At 70.9% G+C, this 19,891-nt stretch carries 13 protein-coding genes; 5 read left to right on the top strand and 8 right to left on the bottom strand.

Going from position 1 to position 19,891, the window contains the following annotated elements:
* The first annotated feature begins 290 nt into the window (after positions 1–290).
* The gene (locus ACFYX0_RS20780; RefSeq protein WP_388972124.1) at positions 291–3,908 is read left to right on the top strand and encodes a hydantoinase B/oxoprolinase family protein; all 3,618 of its coding nucleotides are present in this window, start codon (positions 291–293) and stop codon (positions 3,906–3,908) included.
* Complete coding sequence (locus ACFYX0_RS20775) at positions 3,889–4,494, top strand: ATP/GTP-binding protein (protein WP_355922185.1); 606 nt, start codon at positions 3,889–3,891, stop codon at positions 4,492–4,494. The genes ACFYX0_RS20780 and ACFYX0_RS20775 overlap by 20 nt, the downstream gene beginning before the upstream one ends.
* Positions 4,495–4,605: 111 nt before the next feature.
* Here the strand turns inward: ACFYX0_RS20775 and glpK are convergent, their stop codons facing one another.
* The 5 genes from glpK to ACFYX0_RS20750 all read right to left on the bottom strand — a co-directional run bounded on the left by glpK (position 4,606) and on the right by ACFYX0_RS20750 (position 10,788).
* On the bottom strand, positions 4,606–6,126 hold the full coding sequence (glpK, locus tag ACFYX0_RS20770; protein ID WP_355922182.1) for a glycerol kinase GlpK: 1,521 nt from the start codon (positions 6,124–6,126) through the stop codon (positions 4,606–4,608).
* 21 nt (positions 6,127–6,147) lie between these two features.
* Positions 6,148–6,906: an MIP/aquaporin family protein gene (locus ACFYX0_RS20765; protein ID WP_355922179.1), complete on the bottom strand. Its 759-nt coding sequence runs from the start codon at positions 6,904–6,906 to the stop codon at positions 6,148–6,150.
* Between the two features lie 396 nt (positions 6,907–7,302).
* Entirely contained in the window at positions 7,303–8,943 is a 1,641-nt protein-coding gene (locus ACFYX0_RS20760) for an EAL domain-containing protein (RefSeq protein WP_388972123.1), read from the bottom strand.
* Positions 8,944–9,175: 232 nt separating this feature from the next.
* Positions 9,176–10,366: a lipid-transfer protein gene (locus tag ACFYX0_RS20755; protein WP_388972120.1), complete on the bottom strand. Its 1,191-nt coding sequence runs from the start codon at positions 10,364–10,366 to the stop codon at positions 9,176–9,178.
* On the bottom strand, positions 10,363–10,788 hold the full coding sequence (locus tag ACFYX0_RS20750) for a Zn-ribbon domain-containing OB-fold protein (protein ID WP_388972190.1): 426 nt from the start codon (positions 10,786–10,788) through the stop codon (positions 10,363–10,365). Before ACFYX0_RS20750 ends, ACFYX0_RS20755 begins: the two co-directional genes overlap by 4 nt.
* Positions 10,789–10,945: 157 nt before the next feature.
* Here ACFYX0_RS20750 and ACFYX0_RS20745 point away from each other — a divergent pair, with 157 nt between their 5' ends.
* Complete coding sequence (locus tag ACFYX0_RS20745; protein WP_388972116.1) at positions 10,946–11,482, top strand: NUDIX domain-containing protein; 537 nt, start codon at positions 10,946–10,948, stop codon at positions 11,480–11,482.
* A gap of 79 nt (positions 11,483–11,561) precedes the next feature.
* Here the strand turns inward: ACFYX0_RS20745 and ACFYX0_RS20740 are convergent, their stop codons facing one another.
* Positions 11,562–13,928, bottom strand: a complete 2,367-nt coding sequence (locus tag ACFYX0_RS20740) for a glycoside hydrolase family 31 protein (RefSeq protein ID WP_388972113.1) — start codon at positions 13,926–13,928, stop codon at positions 11,562–11,564.
* Positions 13,929–14,141: 213 nt separating this feature from the next.
* Here ACFYX0_RS20740 and ACFYX0_RS20735 point away from each other — a divergent pair, with 213 nt between their 5' ends.
* Positions 14,142–16,109 (top strand): acetoacetate--CoA ligase, encoded by a 1,968-nt coding sequence (locus ACFYX0_RS20735; RefSeq protein ID WP_388972110.1) that lies wholly within the window; start codon positions 14,142–14,144, stop codon positions 16,107–16,109.
* Positions 16,110–16,245: 136 nt separating this feature from the next.
* Positions 16,246–17,139 carry a hypothetical protein gene (locus ACFYX0_RS20730; RefSeq protein WP_388972108.1) on the top strand — a complete coding sequence of 298 codons (894 nt, stop codon included), beginning with the start codon at positions 16,246–16,248 and terminating at the stop codon, positions 17,137–17,139.
* Between the two features lie 81 nt (positions 17,140–17,220).
* Here ACFYX0_RS20730 and ptsP read toward each other — a convergent pair whose 3' ends face one another.
* Together ptsP and ACFYX0_RS20720 are read right to left on the bottom strand one after the other, a co-directional pair.
* Positions 17,221–18,891 (bottom strand): phosphoenolpyruvate--protein phosphotransferase, encoded by a 1,671-nt coding sequence (gene ptsP / locus ACFYX0_RS20725; protein WP_388972106.1) that lies wholly within the window; start codon positions 18,889–18,891, stop codon positions 17,221–17,223.
* A gap of 77 nt (positions 18,892–18,968) precedes the next feature.
* Positions 18,969–19,418 carry a PTS glucose transporter subunit IIA gene (locus ACFYX0_RS20720; RefSeq protein WP_388972104.1) on the bottom strand — a complete coding sequence of 150 codons (450 nt, stop codon included), beginning with the start codon at positions 19,416–19,418 and terminating at the stop codon, positions 18,969–18,971.
* Between the last annotated feature and the right edge of the window lie 473 nt (positions 19,419–19,891).

Genomic DNA, 19,891 nt, shown 5'->3' with positions numbered 1-19,891 from the left:
ATGTCCGCGCCGCCCCGGAAGAGGCGCGGACACCCGGAAGCGGGAAGCGTCCGGCCCCGGGAGGACCGGCGAGAAGGTGTTGCCCGGGCGCGGGAGGAGCCCGCAGCGGGAGCCGTCCGGGCCAGGCAGAGCCCGGTGGCTTCAGTGCGCGCCGGTGCGGCCTGCCGCGCGTGGACCGGCGGCGCCAGGCACCGCCGGTTATGATCTGCTCGATCGTCGACCACCGGCTGCGGCGAGCCGATCATCCTCCCGCGGACCCGGTTCCGAGCAGCGCGATCGGAGACACGGACGTGACCACGGGCTGGCAGTTCTGGGTCGACCGCGGCGGCACCTTCACCGATGTCGTGGCGCGCCGCCCGGACGGCCATCTGCTCACCCACAAGCTGCTGTCGGACAACCCCCACCACTACGCCGACGCGGCCGTCGCGGGCGTGCGTGAACTCCTCGACCACGACGGATCGATCGACGGCGTCCGGATGGGCACCACCGTCGCCACGAACGCGCTCCTGGAACGCAAGGGCGAACGCACCCTCCTCGTCGTCACCCGCGGCTTCCGCGACGCCCTGCGCATCGCCTACCAGAACCGCCCGAGCATCTTCGCCCGCGCGATCGAGCTCCCGGAGCCGCTCTACGAGCGGGTCGTCGAGGTCGACGAGCGCATCGCCGCCGACGGCACCGTCCTGCGCGCCCCCGATCTGGAGGCCCTCGCCGGAGCGCTCCAAGAGGCGTACGACGACGGGATCCGCGCCGTCGCCGTTGTCTGTATGCACAGCCATCTGCACCCGGCGCACGAGCGGGCCCTCGGGGAGCTGGCCGCCCGTACGGGCTTTCCGCAGATCTCGCTCTCCAGCGAGGTCAGCCCTTTGATGAAACTGGTCCCGCGCGGTGACACGGCCGTCGTCGACGCCTACCTCTCGCCCGTCCTGCGGCGCTACGTCCAGCACATCGCCGACGAACTCGAAGGCGTGCGGCTGATGTTCATGCAGTCCAACGGGGGACTGGCGGAGGCCGGACAGTTCCGCGGCAAGGACGCCATCCTCTCCGGGCCCGCGGGTGGCATCGTCGGCATGGCCCGGATGTCGCAGCTCGCCGGCTTCGACCGCGTCATCGGCTTCGACATGGGGGGCACGTCCACCGACGTCTCCCACTTCGCCGGTGAGTACGAGCGGGTCTTCACCACGCAGATCGGAGGCGTCCGGCTGCGCGCGCCGATGCTCGACATCCACACGGTCGCGGCCGGCGGCGGCTCGGTCCTCCACTTCGACGGCTCCCGCTACCGCGTAGGGCCGGACTCGGCCGGCGCGGCCCCGGGGCCGGCCTGCTACCGCGGCGGCGGCCCGCTCACCGTCACGGACGCCAACGTCATGCTCGGCCGGATCCAGCCCGCCCACTTCCCCCGGGTGTTCGGCCCCGACGGGGACCAGCCGCTGGACGACGCCCTGGTCCGCGAACGCTTCGCCGCCCTTGCCCAGGAGATCCGCGAGCGGACCGGAGACGACCGCACCCGGGAGCAGGTCGCCGAGGGCTACCTCCAGATCGCGGTCGCCAACATCGCCAACGCCGTCAAGCGGATCTCGGTCCAGAAGGGCCACGACGTCACTCGCTACGCGCTCACCACCTTCGGCGGGGCCGGCGGCCAGCACGCGTGCAAGGTGGCGGACTCCCTGGGCATCCGCACCGTCCTCGTACCCCCCATGGCCGGTGTCCTCTCCGCGCTCGGCATCGGGCTCGCCGACACCACGGCCATGCGCGAGCAGTCCGTCGAGGCGCCCCTGGAACCCGACTCGATGCCCCGGGTCCGCGAGACCGCCGACGACCTGGAGGACGCCGCCCGCGCCGAACTCCTCGCGGAGGACGTGCCCGAGGACCGCATCCGCGTCGCCCGCCGGGCCCAGCTGCGCTACGACGGCACGGACACCACCCTCACCGTCGAGCTGACCGAGCCGGACAGGATGAGACGCGCCTTCGAAGATCGTCATCGCGCCACGTACTCCTTCACGCTCGACCGCCCGATCGTCGTCGAAGCCCTCTCCGTGGAAGCCACCGGCATCACTCAACCCCCCGATCTGTCCGCCCTCGCCCCGTACGAAGGCCGCGCCGCCGCCCCCGAGACCGTCCGTCTCCACACGGGCGGCGCCTGGCGCGACGTACCTCTGCACCGCCGGGAGCATCTGCCTCCCGGCGAGACCGTCACCGGCCCCGCGATCATCACGGAGACCAGTGCCACGACCGTCGTCGACGACGACTGGCGGGCCGCGGCGACCGACGACGGGCATCTGGTCATGGAACGGCTGGCGGTTACGGAGAGTTCCGAACTCGACACAGAAGTCGATCCCGTCCTGCTCGAGGTGTTCAACAACCTCTTCATGTCCATCGCCGAACAGATGGGCGCCCGGCTGGAGTCCACGGCCCAGTCCGTCAACATCAAGGAGCGGCTGGACTTCTCCTGCGCCCTCTTCGACCCCGACGGCAACCTGGTCGCCAACGCCCCCCACATCCCCGTCCACCTGGGCTCCATGGGCACCAGCGTCAAAGAGGTGATCCGCCGGCGTGCCGGCGCCATGCGCCCGGGAGACACCTACGCCGTCAACGACCCGTACCACGGCGGTACGCATCTGCCCGACGTCACCGTCATCACCCCGGTCTTCGACACGGAGGGTGAGCGCATCCTGTTCCATGTCGCCTCCCGCGGCCACCATGCGGAGATCGGCGGCATCGCCCCCGGCTCCATGCCCGCGCACAGCCGCACCATCGAGCAGGAGGGCATCCTCTTCGACAACTGGCTGCTCGCCGAGAACGGCCGCTTCCGCGAGGAGGAGACCCTCCGGCTGCTGACCGAGGCACCCCACCCGTCACGCAACCCCAAGACCAACCTCGCCGACCTGCGCGCCCAGATCGCCGCCAACCGCAAGGGTGTGGACGAAGTCGGCCGCATGATCGAGAGCTTCGGCCTGGACGTCGTCCAGGCGTACATGAAGCACGTCCAGGACAATGCCGAGGAAGCGGTCCGCCGCGTCGTCGACGCCCTGGACGACGGCGAGTGCGCCTACGAGACGGACTCCGGAGCGGTCATCCGCGTCCGTGTGCGCGTACACCGCGACAGCCGCTCCGCGACCATCGACTTCACCGGTACGTCCCCGCAGCTGACCACCAACTTCAACGCGCCCTTTGCGGTCGTCAACGCCGCGGTCCTGTATGTCTTCCGCACCCTGGTCGCCGACGACATTCCGCTGAACGACGGCTGTCTGCGCCCCCTCGACATCGTCGTAGCACCCGGCTCCATGCTCGCGCCCGAACCCCCGGCCGCCGTCGTCGCCGGCAACGTCGAGACCTCCCAGTCCCTCACCGGCGCGCTCTACGCGGCGCTCGGTGTGCAGGCGGAGGGCTCCGGCACCATGAACAACGTCACCTTCGGCAACGATCGGTACCAGTACTACGAGACAGTGGCCTCCGGCTCCGGCGCGGGCGACGGCTTCCCCGGCGCCCCCGTCGTCCAGACCCACATGACCAACTCGCGACTGACCGATCCCGAGATCCTCGAATGGCGACTGCCCGTTCTGCTGGACGAGTTCGCGGTACGGTACGGCAGTGGCGGCGCCGGCCGCTGGTGTGGCGGGGACGGAGCAGTCCGCCGGATCCGCTTCCAGGAACCCATGACCGTCTCCACGCTCTCCCAGCACCGCAGAGTCCCTCCCTACGGCATGGCGGGCGGTGGGCCGGGCGCGCTCGGAGCCAACCGCGTGGAACGCGCGGACGGAACGGTGCTGCATCTTGAGGGCAGCGATTCGGCAGACGTGGGCCCCGGCGACGTACTGGTCGTCGAAACCCCCGGCGGCGGAGGCTATGGACCGCCGCCGACCGACCTCCATCAAGCAGGAGAAGAGAACGATGATCTTGGGGCGCAGTGAGCGCGGCAAGCCTCCCGTCGAGCCCGTCACGCTCAAGATCCTCGTGGCTGGCGGTTTCGGCGTGGGCAAGACCACCCTCGTCGGCGCGGTCAGCGAGATCAGGCCGCTGCGCACCGAGGAGGTGCTCACCGAGGCCGGTCGCCCGGTCGACGACACCAGCGGTGTGGAGGGCAAGCACACCACCACCGTCGCGATGGACTTCGGCCGTATCACCCTCCGCGAGGACCTGGCGCTCTACCTCTTCGGCACGCCGGGCCAGGACCGCTTCTGGTTCCTGTGGGACGAACTGGCCACGGGAGCCCTGGGAGCGGTCGTCCTCGCCGACACCCGGCGCCTGGAGGATTGCTTCGCCGCCGTCGACTACTTCGAGCGCCGCTCCATACCTTTCGTCGTCGGCGTCAACTGCTTCGAGGGCGCGCCCCGATACCCGGCCGAGGACGTCCGGCGGGCCCTCGACCTCGACGACGGTGTGCCGGTCGTTCTCTGTGACGCACGCGAGCGCGAGTCGGTGAAGGAGATCCTCGTCGACGTCGTACGGCACGCGATGGCGTACTCGGCCGGCCGGCGCGCCGGCGTCACCACCTGAGCCTCGTACCGGCCGTCCGCGGGCCCGTACCCCGCCGCCCGGGGCACGGACCGGGGACGTCCACGCGCGCGTGGGGCACACGCGAGAAGCACGCACGCGTGGAGGACGTATTCAGCCCACGCCGTCCTCGTGCCAGCCGAAGCTCTTCTCCACGGCCTTGCGCCAGTTGTGGTATTCACGGTCGCGCACCGAGGACTCCATGACGGGTGTCCACTCCACTTCCTGCTGCCAGTGAGACTTCAGTTCGTCGAGGTCGTGCCACACCCCCGTCGCAAGCCCGGCCGCGTACGCCGCGCCCAGGCAGGTCGTTTCGGAGACCTTCGGACGGATCACGGGAACGCCGAGCACATCGGCCTGGTGCTGCATGAGCAGCTGGTTCTTCGTCATGCCGCCGTCGACCTTGAGGGTGGTGATCTGTACCCCGGAGTCCTGGAACATCGCGTCCACGACCTCCCGCGTCTGCCAGCTCGTGGCCTCCAGCACCGCCCGCGCGAGGTGTGCCTTCGTGACGTAGCGCGTCAGACCGGTGACGACGCCGCGCGCGTCGGAGCGCCAGTACGGCGCGAACAGGCCGGAGAAGGCCGGCACGATGTACGCGCCGCCGTTGTCCTCGACGCTCGCCGCCAGCGTCTCTATCTCGTCCGCGCCGCGGATGATGCCGAGCTGGTCGCGGAACCACTGCACCAGGGCGCCCGTGATCGCGATGGAGCCCTCCAGACAGTAGACCGGTGCCTCGTCGCCGATCTTGTACCCCATGGTCGTGAGCAGGCCGTTCTTCGACGGCACCGGCCGGTTGCCGGTGTTGAGCAGCAGGAAGCTGCCCGTGCCGTAGGTGTTCTTCGCCGTGCCCACGTCGTAGCAGGCCTGTCCGAACACGGCCGCCTGCTGGTCGCCCAGCGCCGAGGCGACGGGCACACCGGCCAACTGGCCCACGGCGGTTCCGTACACCTCGGAGGAGGACCTGATCTCCGGCAGTACGGCCTCGGGGATGTTCATGGCGGACAGGAGCGCGGGGTCCCACTGGAGCGTCTCCAGGTTCATGAGCATCGTGCGCCCCGCGTTGGTGACGTCGGTGACGTGCCGCCCGCCGTCCGTGCCCCCGGTCAGGTTCCAGATCAGCCAGGAGTCGATGGTGCCGAAGGCGATCTCGCCACGCTCGGCCCGGGCCCTGAGGCCGGGCACGTTGTCGAGCAGCCAGGCCGCCTTGGGGCCGGAGAAGTAGCTCGCGAGGGGCAGACCGGTCTGCTCGCGGAAACGATCCTGCCCGTCGGATCCCCCGAGTTCGTTGCACAGTGCGGCCGTCCGGGTGTCCTGCCAGACGATCGCGTTGTGCACGGGCTTGCCCGTGGCGCGGTCCCACAGCACCGTCGTCTCGCGCTGGTTGGTGATGCCGAGCGCGCTGAGCTGGTCGGCGCGCAGTCCCGCCTTCGCGATCGCGCCCGCGACCACGGCCTGCACCTTGGACCAGATCTCCGTGGCGTCGTGCTCCACCCAGCCGGGCTTGGGGAAGATCTGGCGATGCTCGCGCTGGTCGACGGCGACGATCGCGCCGTCCCGGTCGAAGACGATGCAGCGGCTGGACGTGGTGCCCTGGTCGATCGCGGCGACGTACTTCTGAGCGGTGTCCGTCATGACGTCCCCTTCGTCAAAGGGTCAGAAGGCTGCTTTGTACACAAGGGCCGCGAGCGCCCCGCCGATCAGCGGACCCACCACCGGTATCCAGGCGTAGCCCCAGTCGGAGGAACCCTTGTTGGGGATCGGCAGCACGGAGTGGGTGAGGCGCGGGCCGAGGTCGCGGGCCGGGTTGATCGCATAGCCGGTCGGCCCGCCGAGAGAGAGGCCGATGCCGACGACGAGCAGGGAGACGAGCAGGATGCCGATACCCGAGCCGTACGCGGTCGTGCCGGGTATCGGGCCGATGCCGGTGCCGAGGTTCTTGCCAAAGAACAGGATGGGCAGCACCAGACCCATGGTCGCGATGATCTCGGTGATCAGGTTGGCGGCCGGATTGCGGATCTCGGGAGCCGTGGAGAAGATCCCGAGCGTGGGCAGCGCCTTGTCCTCCTCGGCGTTGGCCTGGAACTGGGCGAAGTAGAGCAGCCAGGTCAGCACGGCGCCGAGGATCGCGCCCGCCAGCTGACCCAGCAGGTAGTACGGCACGTCGCCCCAACGGGTGATGCCGGCGATGGCGAGACCGAGGGTCACCGCCGGGTTGAGGTGTCCGCCCGACTTCGGGGCGGCGGTGTAGGCGCCGGCCAGCACGCCGAAGCCCCAGCCGAAGGCGATGACGACCCAGCCCGCGCCCTGGGCCTTGGAGTGGTTGAGCGTGACGGCGGCGCAGACACCCGCGCCGAACAGGATGAGGATGGCTGTTCCGATCAACTCGCCGAAGATGATGCTTCCATGGGTCATGGCGGCTCCTGGGCCCTCGCCCGGGGCGGTCCCGCCCCGAGTCCGTCCTCCGTGCAGGGTGCGTGTCCCTTGGCGACTTCAGCCGAAGGCAGGGCGGGTCCCGCGCCCCGCCCGGCGTCCGCGACGAGCGTGCCTGTGCAGCGGAATCGCCCGGTGGGGGACGGCCCATGCGGAGGCGGGCCTCAGGGGCGCATCACATGAATACGCCTGAAAACGGCGATGCCGGCTGACATCCGGAAGTGTTCACCGGCACCCACGGAGCGTCAAGGTCGGTGACGGGACCGGTTGCGGCCGACCCTCACGGACCGGCGTCACAGGGCGTCCTGAGGCCGCCACCGGGCCGGGGACCACCGGACCGGTCGGCACGTGTCGCGGACCGCCGGGCCGTGGTGACGGTCAGCCCCAGGCCGGTTGGCCGGCCTCGGCCCGGGCCCCCGATGAACCGCGGCGTATCTCATGACCCGGCAGACCGGCCCGGCCCAGCACCCAACTGGCGCCGCTCAGCGCCTTGGCGGCCTGCTTGAGCGGTGCGAGGCAGGCGGCCGCCTGGCGGTGGTCGGTGACACTCCCGGGCGGGCACAGCACCGTGGCCAGTGAGAGGGTGACGGCACGTCCGCCGGCCGACCACGGCGCGTCCAGCATCGACTCGGCCAGCGGATCGAGGCCCTCCGGATCCGCGAGCACCAGGAAGTCGTCCCCGCCGATGTGCCCCACGCGTGTGCTCCCGGACGCGGCGCCCTGCAACGCCTGCCCCACCGCACGGATCAACTCGTCCCCGGCGGCGAACCCCGCCCCGTCGTTGACCTGTTTGAAGTGGTCGACGTCGAGCCAGCTCAGCGCGAACATCCGCCCGTCGGCGATGCGCCGGTCCACCTCGCCGGTGATCGCGTCCGAACCTGGCAGCCGCGTCAGCGGATTGAGCCCCGCCGCCTCCTCGACCTGGCTCTCGGCCAGCGCCCGTACGAGATCCGCGAGCCGGACGACCCCCACGCAACGCCCGTGGTGGTCGACCACCGCGACGTCGTCCGAGGTGCGGTCCCGCTCTCCGTCCGCCACCACGTCGAGCACCTCCCACGCCGTGGCGTCGACCCCGACCGTACGCGGCGGGTCACCGAGCTTCGCCGCGGGCCGGTCGGCGTAAAGGGCATGCCCGTAGCGTCCCGACATCGACAGCAGGAAGCGCGAGCGGTGCACCGAACGGACCGGCACCCCGGCCGGGTCGACCAGCAGTACCCCGGACACGTCGGGGGAGCCGGTGAGCAGCGCCCGCACGTGTCCGGCCGAGGCCGTCGCCGGCAGCAGCGCGGCCGGTCGCAGAAACTGCCGCACCGATGGCCCGGTGCGCTGTGTGGACGGCACCGCGGCGGACAGCGTCGGAAGGTATACGTCCGCTACGGGGAGCCGGGACGGAGGCGCGAACAGTTCCCCCTGCGCCAACTGGGCCCCGGCCGCCACCACGGCCGCGTACTGCCGCTCGGTCTCCACCCCCTCGACCGACAGCAGCGCGCCCAGTTCCTCGCACAGCGTGCGCATGGCCCGTATCGCGGCCGGCCGGGTCACCAGAGACACATCGAGCTTCATCAGGTCCGGTGCCAGGTCCGAGAGCACCCTCAGCGGTACGTCGCCGTCGCCGATTCCGTCCGCGCAGATCCGGAAGCCCTCCCCGCGCAGCACGGCGACCGCCTCGAGCAGTGCCCGGTGCGGCACGTGCGTGTAGGGCGGTCCGACGTCGACCGTCACCTCCCAGGGCAGCCGCCCCGCCTCGCGTACGGCATCCCGCAGTGCGGAGAGGCCCCCGAGGTCGGCGAGGGTCCCTGCGAACACGTTGACATGCAGGGGCAGCAGCGCATCCATCCGCGCCGCGGCGCGGATCGCCAACGCGGCCAGTTTTCCGTCGAGTTCGGGGTCCCGGCGGGCCTGAGCCAGGACGTCGCCGGTCTCGGGGCGTGCGAGGATCTCCAGCGCGGTGACCCCTCCCGTCGTCAGATTGACCACCGGCTGGAAGGCGAAGCGGAGAGTATCCGTCCAGGAGGGCACGGGAGCATGATGGCGCCGTCGGCGCGTCCGGAGGCCCAGTTCATGACCTGTTCACACAGGATTCCCGGGTGGTCACGGAGCGTGTGAATAGCCGCAAACGGCCTTCGCATATGTGCGAAGCGTCGACGGAACGATTCTTCGGACCACCGGGCCTGTCGCTCGCTCGCCGGGGCACGGAAATCCCATCCCATGCCATGCCGGGCCGACACGCGGTGATCTGCAGGGATGGGAATCACCGCACAGCGATCACCGCGGAGCCATGTCCGAACAGGCCTTGATTCGCACTGATCCCGACCCGGGCTCCCGCCACCTGCCGGTCGCCCGCGTCGCCCCGCAACTGCCAGGTCAGTTCGCACACCTGGGCGATCGCCTGCGCCGGAACCGCCTCTCCGAAAGACGCCAAACCGCCGCTGACGTTGACGGGTATGCGCCCGCCGAGCGCCGTCGTGCCCTCACGCAGCAGCTTCGCCGCCTCGCCCTCCCCGCAGAGCCCCAGATCCTCGTACCACTGCAACTCCAGGGCCGTGGACAGGTCGTAGACCTCGGCGAGGGAGAGGTCCTCCGGCCCGATGCCCGCCTCCTCGTAGGCGGTGCGCGCGATCGAGGCGCGGAACGTCTCGCCGGGCGGTTCCACCGCCACGGCTGAGTCCGTCGCGATGTCCGGCAGATCCAGCACAGTGTTGGGAAAGCGCGGTGTCACCGTGGACACCGCCCGGATGCGCACCGGACCCGCCGCTCCGTGCCGGTGCGCGAACTCCATGCTCGACAGCACGAGTGCCGCGCCTCCGTCCGAGGTCGCGCAGATGTCGAGCAGCCGCAGGGGGTCGGCGACGACGGCCGAGGCGGCGACCTCGTCCAGGGTGACCCGCTTGCGATAGCGGGCGTACGGATTGAGCGCACCCAGCGCCGCGTTCTTCACCTTGACCTGGGCGAAGTCGTCGACCGTGTCCCCGTGGAGCGCCATGCGCCGGCGTGCGTACAGCCCGAAGTACGTCGGATTCGCCGCCCCCAGGACCCGGAACCTCAGCCAGTCGGGATCGTCGGGCCGGTCGCCGCCCGCCGGGCGGAAGAAGCCCTTGGGCGCCGACTCCGCACCGACCACCAGCACCACGTCGGCAAGCCCCGCAAGGATCTGGGCCCGCGCCGCGTTGACGGCCTGAGCCCCTGACGCGCAGGCCGCGTACACGCTCGCGGCCCGGGCACCCTGCCAGCCCAGGGCCTTGGCGAACGTCGCCCCCGCCACATGACCCGGATAGCCGCCCCGCACCGTGGCGGCACCCACGATCGAGCCGATGTCCCGCCAGTCGATCTCCGCGTCGGCGAGCGCCGCCCGCGCCGCCACCGTCCCGTACTCGACGAAGCTCCGCCCCCATTTGCCCCAGGGGTGCAGCCCCGCACCGAGCACCGCCACATCGTCCGTCATGCCGCCACCCCCGTCGGCCGCCAGTGCCAGGTCGTCCAGGTCGTGCCCGCGTCCTCGTGCAGCACGCCGGGTACGACCCGCATCTCCATGCCCACCGCCAGATCGGCGACGGTCACTCCCGGAACGGCCTGCCCGAGCACCACGATCCGCTCTGCTGCCAGTTCCACCGCGACCAACGCGTAGGGCTCCCACGGAAGTTCCACATTCGTCACATAGGGTGACGGAGGCCGGTAGCGGGCGTCGGTGTACGACCAGATCCGCCCGACTCTGGACAGGGGCACTGCGATCAGGTCGCCGCCCGCGCAGCCGGGATTCCGGCACAGGACGTCCTCGCGCGGAAAGTGCACCGAGCCGCACGCGGCGCAGCGCGTGCCGACGAGGTGGAAGTCGTCCTCGCCGCCGGCGAACCATCCGGGCACCACAGGTGTGAGTTCACGCGGCACGGCGCCTCCCGATCAGAGGGCTGACGGAACGTCAGAAATGCAGTGTGGCACGGGCTCCCGGAATCCGGGAGGCGTCACGAAGAAGCGCCGCCCTGCCAGGGCAGACGCCCTCCGTGTCATCGGATACAGTCCGCCCGTGTCCGAATCCCCGTTCCCATCCTCCGCCTCCGTGCCCGGCTCCCACTGCTCGAGCTGCGGGGCGCCCTACGGAGAGGGCATCTCCGGCTGGCCCCGTACCTGCACCGCCTGCGGCACGGTGGCCTACCGCAATCCGCTGCCCGTCGCGGTGGCTCTCCAGCCCGTGTACGACGCCCAAGGCACCGCCCTGATCGTCATCACCCGGACCATCCCTCCCGCCCGCGGCGGCGTCGCGTTGCCCGGAGGGTTCATCGACCACCGCGAGGACTGGCGGCATGCGGTCGTCCGCGAGCTCAAAGAAGAGACCGGAATCGACGCGGCAGGGCGCGACGTGCGGCTCGTCGACGCGATGAGCTCGCCCGACGGACATCTGCTGCTCTTCGGACTCCTGCCCGAGCGACCGGCAGCCGACCTGCCGCCGTCCTTCGGCACGGACGAGACGACGGGCTGGCACCTTCTGCGCCGGCCGGCCCAACTCGCGTTTCCGCTGCACACACTCGCCGTGCAGGGCTGGTTCGAGGGCCGCTACATGTGAGCCGACGGCGGGACGGCACCTGAGCCGTCCCGCCTCCCGTCCCCACCCGGAGGCGCCTACGCGCGCGTCCTGCCTCGCGTCACCCGCGGCCGAGTCCCCGCACGCGTACCGGATACGCGGGCTCGGTCCGGCCTTCCCGGCCGTCCCGCCGCACCACGACCCGACGGCCCTTCCAGCGCGTCACATAGCGTTCGGCCTCCGGTTCGTCCCAGCCGTCGCCCGGGTCCGGCACCACCAGCCCGCCCCCGGACCTCCCGCGCGCCGGCGCCCAGACCTCGAGCTCCAGACCGCCGTCCTCACCGCGCACGGGCAGCACCGCACCGGCGCGTGCGAACACCGGGATCCGCGCCTCGCAGACATCGACCACCACCGGGCCCGGCCCCTGGTACGCCTCCTCCGTCGCCGTGTCGTACCAACGCCCCCGCGGCAGCAGCACCGTCCGCCGCTCAGCGCCGGGGTCCAGCACCGGCGCCACCAGGAGACCGTCGCCGAGCAGGAAGGCGTCCTCGCAGTCCCGCAGCGCCCGGTCCTCGGGCGCGCCCCACCACAGCGGCCGGACATAGGGCGCCCCCGTGCGGCGGGCCAGATGGGCGAGCGTGACGAAGTACGGCAGCAGTCGGCGCCGTTCGGCGAGCGCCACGCGCGCGTGCTCCAGGACGTCGTCACCGAACTCCCAGGGTTCGCGACGTCCGGCGCGGATGCTCGCGTGCGTACGGAACAGCGGCAGGTACGAGGCCAACTGGAACCAGCGCAGATACAACTCGGGCGACGGGCTCCCGTCGAAGCCGCCCACGTCCGGCCCCGAGTACGGCACCCCGCACAGGCCGAGTCCCAGCACCAGCGACAGCGAGGCGCGCAGCCCGGGCCAGCCCGTGGCCACGTCCCCGGACCAGGTCCCCCCGTAGCGCTGCAGCCCCACCCAGCCCGAGCGCGAGAACAGGAAGGGTCTCTCCTCGGGAGTCAGATTCCGCAGGCCCTCGTACCCGGCCCGCGCCATGCACAGCGCATACACGTTGTGCGCCTCCCGGTGGTCGCCCCCACGGCCCTCCAGCGCGTGCCGGGCCGAGCGGGGCAGGGTCTTCTCCCCGAAGGCCGTGAACGACACCGGCTCGTTCATGTCGAGCCACAGACCCGCGAAGCCCTGCGCGCGACGCTCCTCCAGGAGCCGGCCCCACCACTGCCGTACGCGCGCGTGCGTGAAGTCCGGATAGACCACCTCCCCGGGCCAGACCACCCCTTCGACCATCCGGCCCGAGGCGTCCCGCACGAACGCGTCCTCGGCGCTCCCGCTGTCGAACACCGGGTCGCCCGGTTCGGCCCGGACCGCCGGGTCCACGATCGATACCAGGCGAACGCCCTGCCGGCCCAGCTCCTCGGCGAGCAGCGGCAGCTTCGGGAAGCGTTCCCGGTCGACCGTGAACACCCGGTGGGCGTCGTAGTGATCGATGTCCAGATGGACGGCATCGAGCGGGAGGCCGTGCTCCTGGTAACCCGCGACGATCCGCCGCACCTCCTGCTCGCTGCCGAAGCCCCACCGCGCGTGATGGTGCCCCAGGGCCCACGCGGGCGGCACGGCCGGCGCCCCGGTCAGCGACGCCCAGACGAGCAGTACGCGCGCGGGGGCGCCCACCATCACCCAGCAGCGCAGCGGCCCGCCGTCCATCCGCACCTCGCAGGTGCCCGCCCGGTCGTGGCCGGAACCCGCGCCCTCCGCGCCCTCGCGCAGGGTCACCGTCCCGTCCCACGACGTGTCGAGGAACATGAGATGAGTACCTGCGTCGGCGACCACCATCTGCACCGGCATGGTGATGTACAGCGGGTCGTCGCCGGGCCCGAAGGGCCGGCCCGGGTCGGTGTTCCACAAGCGGTACGTCCCGTCCCGCAACCGCGTGCCCGCAGCCCGCCCGCCCAGCCCGAAGAACCGGGCGTCCGCGGCCACCTCGGACCGCTGCATCCAGCGCGCAGCGCCCCCTTCCGCAGGCTCCCACCACCGGGGCGGCAGATCCCGGCGCAGGGTCACCCCGCCCGGCGTGCGCACCTCGACCGCGCCGTGCCGCGAGACCACGACCGTGACACGCTCCGCCACGACCCGCCAGCCGCCGTCCTTGTCCGGCTCCAGCACGGCCCGCGGATCCGGCTCCGGACAGTGGCCCGCCAGCGCGTACGACGGCTCCGGCTCCGCCCCGTCCCAGCCCCAGAACACGGCCCCGTTCACGGCGACCGTGATCCGCAGCTCGGTCCGGGCGAACCGCACGACACCACCACCGGGACCGGGCTCCGCACTCTGCACGAGACCCGGCACCCGCGCCCGCTCCGCTCCTCGTCGCGGCAACCCGGTGGCGTCGGTACGCCTCCTGCGCCACGCGGCCCGTACGCTGCGCAGGCCCTGCACCGCGCCCCCCGAACTGACCGCCTTCACCGAACGCACCAGGTCACGACCGTCCATACTCCTCACCCTGTCATCGATGTCCCCATATGGGGGCGCCGTTCAACTGCCGTTCACCCGTGCTGGGAGCACAGCTTCACGATGCCAACTATGTGGGGCACACCCTGGTGCAGAAGTCGATCACATGGCATCGTCCGTGTCAGCCGCGTAACGCGCACAACCCAGCACGTGCGCGACACACGCACACGACGCGTACAGTCCGGGAGCCGCCCCATGACCTCAGCGAACCCCACGCCGCTCTGGCGGCCCGACGCCGACCGCATCGCACGGGCCCAGATCACCAGGTTCCAGGCCTGGGCGGCCGAACACCACGGTGCCCCCTCCGAGGGCGGCTACGCGGACCTGCACCGCTGGTCGGTGGACGAACTGGACACCTTCTGGAAGGCCGTCACGGAGTGGTTCGACGTACGGTTCTCCACCCCGTACGCGCGCGTGCTCGGCGACCGCTCCATGCCGGGCGCCGAATGGTTCCCCGGCGCGACCCTCAACTACGCCGAACACGCCCTCCGCGCCGCGGCGGCCCGCGCCGACGAACCGGCCCTCCTCGCGATCGACGAGACCCATGAGCTCCGCCCGGTCAGCTGGTCCGAGCTGCGGCGCCAGGTCGGCTCGCTCGCCGCCGAACTGCGCGCCCTCGGCGTACGCCCGGGAGACCGCGTCAGCGGCTACCTCCCCAACATCCCGCAGGCCGTCGTCGCCCTCCTCGCGACGGCCGCCGTCGGCGGAGTGTGGACCTCCTGCGCCCCCGACTTCGGCGCGCGCAGCGTCCTGGACCGCTTCCAGCAGGTCGAACCCGTCGTACTGTTCACCGTCGACGGCTACCGCTACGGCGGCAAGGAACACGACCGCCGCGAGATCGTCGCCGAGCTGCGCCGCGAACTGCCCACCCTGCGCGCCGTCGTCCACATCCCGCTGCTCGGCTCCGAGGCCCCCGAAGGCGCCCTGGACTGGTCGGCCCTGACCTCGGCGGACACCGAGCCCGTCTTCGAACAGGTGCCGTTCGACCACCCGTTGTGGGTGCTGTACTCCTCGGGCACGACCGGCCTGCCCAAGGCCATCGTCCAGTCCCAGGGCGGCATCCTGGTCGAGCACCTCAAGCAACTGGGCCTGCACTGCGACCTCGGCCCCGAGGACCGCTTCTTCTGGTACACGTCCACCGGCTGGATGATGTGGAACTTCCTCGTCTCCGGCCTTCTGACGGGCACCACGATCGTCCTCTACGACGGCAGCCCCGGCCATCCCGACACGGGCGCCCAGTGGCGCGTCGCCGAACGCACCGGAGCCACCCTCTACGGGACCTCCGCGGCCTACATCATGGCCTGCCGCAAGGCGGGTGTGCGCCCGGCGCGCGACTACGACCTCTCCCGGGTGCAGTGTGTGGCCACCACGGGTTCCCCGTTGCCGCCGGACGGCTTCAGCTGGCTGCACGACGAGGTCCGAGACGATCTGTGGATCGCCTCCGTCAGCGGCGGCACCGACGTGTGCTCCTGCTTCGCCGGAGCCGTCCCGACCCTCCCGGTGTACATCGGCGAACTCCAGGCCCCGGGCCTCGGCACCGACCTGCAGTCCTGGGACCCCAACGGCAACCCGGTCATCGACGAGGTCGGCGAACTGGTCGTCACCGAGCCCATGCCCTCCATGCCGATCCGCTTCTGGAACGACCCCGACGGCAGCCGCTACCGCGACAGCTACTTCGACATGTATCCGGGAGTCTGGCGCCACGGCGACTGGATCACGCTCACCTCACGCGGCTCCGTGATCATCCACGGCCGGTCGGACTCCACGCTCAACCGCCAGGGCGTGCGCATGGGCTCCGCCGACATCTACGAGGCCGTCGAGCGCCTGCCGGAGATCAAGGAATCCCTGGTCATCGGCGTCGAGCAGCCCGACGGGGGCTACTGGATGCCCCTCTTCGTGCACCTGACCCCCGGATCCGTCCTGGACGAACCCCTGCTGGACCGCATCAAGCGGACCATCCGCGAGGAGCTCTCGCCGCGCCACATCCCCGACGAGATCATCGAGGTCCCCGGCGTCCCGCACACCCTGACGGGCAAGCGGATCGAGGTCCCGGTCAAGCGCCTGATGCAGGGCACCCCGCTGGACAAGGCCGTCAACCCCGGCTCGATCGACGACCTCGACCTGCTCCGCTTCTACGAGGACCTGGCCCGCAAACGCGCCTGACCCACCTCGCCGCACCCACCGCGCCCAGGCTGGGGTGAGGTGCCACCTTCGCCCGCCGGTCACCGCGACCGGCGGGCGCTGTCAGTGGTGCTCGTTACTGTGTGTAATGACCGATCGACTGTTTGTAGGGGGAGTCATGACACACACCGAGCACCGGACCATGCGACGTGTTCTGCGCCGCGAGATCGCCGGCACCATCGGCCTGCTGACCGACGAACACGACTTCGTCGCGATGCGGCGCTACCGCACCTTCACCTTCGACGACCACGCGACCTATCTCCAGCAGGTGGAAGCCCTGCTGAGGACCCTCGCCGCCCAGGGCAGCCACACCACGGTCGCCCTCTTCGACCCGGAGGAGTACGCGGAGTTCTGCGCCGACAGCGGCCTGGAACCCGACGCCCCGTCCAGCCGCACCCGCTTCACGGCGGAACTGGCCGCCACCGGAGCGGCCGTCCCGTACGAGGGCCAGCCGCTGGACGAACTCGTCCCTGACCTGGTCGACGAAGCCGTCCGCCAGGCCACCTGGCAGTACGCCACGACCGTGCTGGCCCACCTCGGGGTCTGCGCCTCCTGCGGGGAGGACATCGGACACGCCGCCTTCGCCCATGCCTCGCGACTTCTCACCCGCATCCTCGACACCGCGAGCCCGGGCCACCGCCACCTCGTCTGCAGTGTGTCGGCACAGCCCGAAACCCTCGTCGCAGTGCTCCACTCGGACGAGGACCCCGACGGCACGAACCGGATCGACGAGACGGAGGCCCTCGAATTCACCACCGTCCTCGCCCTGGGCATCGCCACCCACGCGGCCGGCGGACTCGTCATGCGCACCACCGCACCCGACGGGACGGACCGCGTCTACGGCTGGCGCCTGCGTGGTGAGCGGCTGGAACCGCTCACCGCCGGAGAGGTCTTCGACGCCTACTGCACCGACGTAGAGTCCGGCGACCTGGTCGCACCCGAGTCCGGCGTCGACTACAGCACCCCACCCGACCTCGGCGACGACCCGCCCATGACCGGGCACCCTCATTGAGGACCTGAACGGGCGAAGGGCGCCCCACCCACAGGTGGAGCGCCCCGGCCACACGAAGATCGACGCTTTGACGCGCCCCGGCTACTCGCCGGACAGCACCGCCTGAGCCGCCTTGCGCGCGTCGTCGGCCGTGTCGGCCGCACGCGCGGCCGCCGCGGCACGCTCGCACTGCGCCAGCGTGTACTTGGCCAGCGTGGCCCGCACATACGGAATCGACGCCGCACCCATCGACAAGGAGGTGACACCCAGGCCGGTCAGCACACACGCCAGCAGCGGGTCCGAGGCGGCCTCGCCGCACACACCACAGCTCTTGCCCTCGGCCTTGGCCGCCTCGGCGGACAGCGCGACCAGGTCGAGCAGCGCGGGCTGCCACGGGTCCTGCAGACGCGAGACCGCACCCACCTGCCGGTCCGCGGCGAACGTGTACTGCGCGAGGTCGTTCGTCCCGAGGGACAGGAACTCGACCTCCTGCAGAATCGAGCGCGCCCGCAGCGCGGCCGACGGAATCTCCACCATCGCGCCGAACTTCGCCTGCAGCCCCGCCTCACGGCACGCGTCGGCGAACGCCTTCGCGTCGGTGCGGTCGGCGACCATCGGCGCCATGACCTCGAGATAGACCGGCAGCCCCTCGGCAGCCTTCGCGAGGGCGGTCAGCTGCGTGCGAAGCACCTCCGGGTGGTCCAGCAGCGTCCGCAGACCCCGCACGCCCAGCGCCGGGTTCGGCTCGTCGGCGGGAGTCAGGAAATCCAGAGGCTTGTCCGCACCGGCATCGAGCACACGCACGACCACACGGCCCTCGGGGAAGGCTTCCAGAACCTGCCGGTAGGACTCGACCTGCTTCTCCCCGGACGGCGCGTTCTTGCTGTCGTCCAGGAACAGGAACTCCGTGCGGAACAGACCGACACCCTCGGCACCGGCCTCGACGGCGGCCGGCACGTCCGCGGGACCGCCGACGTTCGCCAGCAGGGGCACCTTGTGCCCGTCCGCGGTGGCTCCCGGTCCGCTGGTGGCCGCGAGGGCGGCCTTGCGCTCGGCGGCCGCCGCCCGGAGCTGAGCCTTCTTCTCGTCGCTCGGATTCACGAAGATGTCGCCGGTACTGCCGTCGACGGCGATCATCGTGCCCTCGCCCAGCTCGCCTGCACCCGGCAGCGCCACAACGGCGGGGACGCCCAGAGCGCGCGCCAGGATGGCACTGTGGCTGGTCGGCCCGCCTTCCTCGGTGACGAAGCCGAGCACCAGGGCCGGGTCCAGCAGCGCCGTATCGGCAGGCGCAAGGTCACGGGCGACGAGGACGTACGGCTCGTCGCTGTCCGGGACACCTGGCATGGGAACCCCGAGAAGACGGGCGACGATACGGTTCCGCACGTCGTCCAGGTCGGCCACGCGCCCGGCGAGGTACTCCCCGGCGCCGGCCAGCAGCTCCCGGTAAGCGGCGAACGCGTCGTACACGGCGCGCTCCGCCGTGCTGCCCACGGCTATACGACGGTCCACGTCCGCCATCAGCTCGGGGTCCTGGGCCATCAGGGCCTGGGCCTCCAGCACGGCCTGTGCTTCGCCACCGGCCAGATTGCCGCGCGCGGTCAGGTCGGCTGCCACGGCTTCGACGGCCTGGCGTGCGCGCCCCTGTTCGCGCTCCGCTTCCTCGGCAGGGATCTGCTTCGCCGGCGGTTCCAGCACCGCCGTTCCCATGTGCCGGACCTCGCCGATCGCCACACCGTGGCTAACACCGACGCCTCGCAGCGTTGTCTCCATCTCACCCGTCTCCGAATCGTGCGGCTTCCCCGCCACCGCGATGGTTGTCTGTCGTGCCGTTCACCACGGCAGGGGCCTCACTGCCAGGAGAAGAGCTGGTCGCCCGCCTTCACATCGCCGTCCTCGCGGAGGCCGGAGAGGGCGTCGGCCGTGGCTTCCAGAGCCACGACGGGGCACACCGGGGACTTGCCGGCCTGCTCCACGGCGGCCGGGTTCCAGCGCACGATGCCCTGACCACGGGTGACGGTGTCGCCCTTGTTGACCAGCAGCTCGAAACCCTCGCCGTTCAGTTGCACGGTGTCGATGCCCAGGTGGGTCAGCACGCCATGTCCCTCTCCGTCGACCACGACGAATGCGTGGGGATGGAGCGAGACGATGATCCCCTCCACGGGGGAGACGGCCTCCACGGGCTCACGCACGGGGTCGATCGCCATGCCGGGCCCGACCATCGCTCCGGCGAAGACGGGGTCCGGCACTGCGGCAAGTCCGATCGCATGCCCAGCAAGAGGGGACGTCACGGTAGTCATGGGAAGCCTCCCAGGGGTGGAGATCCAGTTGGGCCGTCACTGCCTGTCCGGGACGGCGCACTGGGCAGCAGCGTATGTCATATGAAGTGACGGTTCCGCATGAGACGTAGGGGTTGACGGACGGCCGGACGCGGCCCGGTTGATTTGCACCGCGGCGTGGATGCATGTACAGTCGTATCCCTGCCTGGGAGCAGGTGACGCGATCACGCGTTGCTGCCCGGCAGCACCCAACTTGTCAGATCCTATCTCGGGATCGTTTTTGCATGTCTGCAGAACGGTGGTCAGGGAGACGGAAAAACACTGATAGAGTTTGGAAAGCCGGAAAGGGAAACGCGGGAGCGGGAACCTGGAAAGCGTCGAGGAAATCGGGTCGAGAAGAGATCTGATAGAGTCGGAAACACCGAAGGGAAGCGCCCGGAGGAAAGCCTGAGAGAGTCTCTCGGGTGAGTACGAAGGAAGCGTCCGTTCCTTGA

The organism is Streptomyces sp. NPDC002573 (assembly GCF_042889625.1).
In the GTDB taxonomy this organism is placed as follows: Bacteria; Actinomycetota; Actinomycetes; order Streptomycetales; family Streptomycetaceae; genus Streptomyces; species Streptomyces gibsoniae.
The sequence above is the reverse complement of the archived record's forward strand: the minus strand, read 5'-3'. Positions and strand labels throughout refer to the sequence as shown.